Origin of the sequence: Thauera sp. 2A1, assembly GCF_009469595.2 — a bacterium.
GTDB lineage: Bacteria > Pseudomonadota > Gammaproteobacteria > Burkholderiales > Rhodocyclaceae > Thauera.
In genome coordinates, this window is the sequence record NZ_SSXV01000114.1 from 1 (window position 1) to 1326 (window position 1326).

Annotated in this window: 1 protein-coding gene and 2 pseudogenes; 2 read left to right on the forward strand and 1 reads right to left on the reverse strand. The window is 63.9% G+C overall.

The annotated features are described in order from the left end of the window. A pseudogene (locus tag GH664_RS22780) lies at positions 1-506 on the forward strand (dihydrolipoyl dehydrogenase); the annotation flags it as partial. A 208-nt stretch (positions 507-714) separates the two neighbouring features. On the opposite strand, the gene GH664_RS22785 reads toward GH664_RS22780, so the two are convergent. Then, on the reverse strand, positions 715-960 hold the full coding sequence (locus tag GH664_RS22785) for a hypothetical protein (protein WP_194270487.1): 246 nt from the start codon (positions 958-960) through the stop codon (positions 715-717). A 73-nt stretch (positions 961-1033) separates the two neighbouring features. Between GH664_RS22785 and GH664_RS22790 the strand changes: the two are divergent. Beyond that, positions 1034-1138, forward strand: a pseudogene (locus tag GH664_RS22790) (transposase domain-containing protein); the annotation flags it as partial. Between the last annotated feature and the right edge of the window lie 188 nt (positions 1139-1326).

A 1326-nucleotide genomic window follows, 5' to 3' on the forward strand; every position in this document is an offset into this window, starting at 1 on the left:
TGGCGCACATCTTTGCGATCGGCGACATCGTCGGCCAGCCCATGCTCGCCCACAAGGCGGTGCATGAGGCGCACGTGGCGGCCGAAGTCGCCGCAGGCCACAAATCCGCCTTCGATGCGACCGTGATCCCGGGCGTGGCCTACACCCATCCGGAAGTCGCCTGGGTCGGCTACACCGAGGCGCAGGCCAAGGCCGAGGGCAAGAAGGTGGAGACGGCCAAATTCCCGTGGGCCGCCAGCGGCCGCGCCATCGCCAACGGCGCCGACTACGGCTTCACCAAGCTGATCTTCGATGCCGAGACGCACCGCGTGATCGGCGGCACCCTCGTCGGGCCGTCGGCCGGCGACATGATCGGCGAGGTGTGCCTGGCCATCGAGATGGGCGCCGACGCGGTCGATATCGGCAAGACAATCCACCCCCACCCGACCCTGGGTGAAACGGTCGGCATGGCCGCCGAAGTCGCGCATGGCAGTTGCACCGACCTGCCACCGATCCGCAAGAAGTAAGTTTCAAACCCCCGCAAGGAAGCCCGCATCATGCGGGCTTTTTTGTGTCCGCCGCCCCTGCATATGAACTTCCCGGAAAAGGCCTGGCAGTTTGGAGAAATTCATGCCACCAATATGGGGCATACAAGTTGTACCAGTGCATCCCAGCGTCGATCTGCCATGCGCGCCCCTCGCACGTCGCGTCTGCTTAGCCCTCGACCCAAGGTCGTCAACCACGCCGGTCCCGTACGCCCTTCCGCGCTTCATCGGCAATCGCAATCCGCCGGACCGGGACAGAAGTCAACTGCACGATACCGCGCTCGCGCATCGAGCGATGCACCTCGTTGGCGTTCAGGCCGTTGGCCAAGGCCAGGCCGGCGTCCGAGGTGCAGGGCTCTCGACAGGCCGAGATCACCGACCGCTTGAATGCTTCGCCGTGCGTGCGCCGGATTCGGCGCGGGACAACGACGTCCATCGTGTCCACAATCACGAATTGGTAGACACGATCTTCAATGGGCTAAGCGGCAGGGGGAAGGTGTGTTCGCCGGGTGCTTACCCGGATCCAGTCCGCGCGGTACAATGGCCATGAGCCCTTTGCGTATCTCAAGGATGTGCTCGAACGGCTGCCGACTCAGAGCCTGAGAAGCATTTGATTTCCGCAAGCCGAGTAACTGACATGCGATGAGACCCAGTGGCGCGCGATGCGCAGGTGCGGTGGGGTGTTCGAGGCCCAGCCAAGCGTCTGTGAGGGCAGATCCGGGGTCTTCAGGAGGCGGGTTTTCATTTCGGGCACCTCTTATGCCAGCGCTGCGGCGATTTTGGACGCACCGCTACCTCGACC

What these genes read in the sequence shown, in the direction of transcription:
- GH664_RS22785 (WP_194270487.1), bottom strand. Translation starts at nt 960, where the DNA reads ATGGACGTCGTTGTCCCGCGCCGAATCCGGCGCACGCACGGCGAAGCA.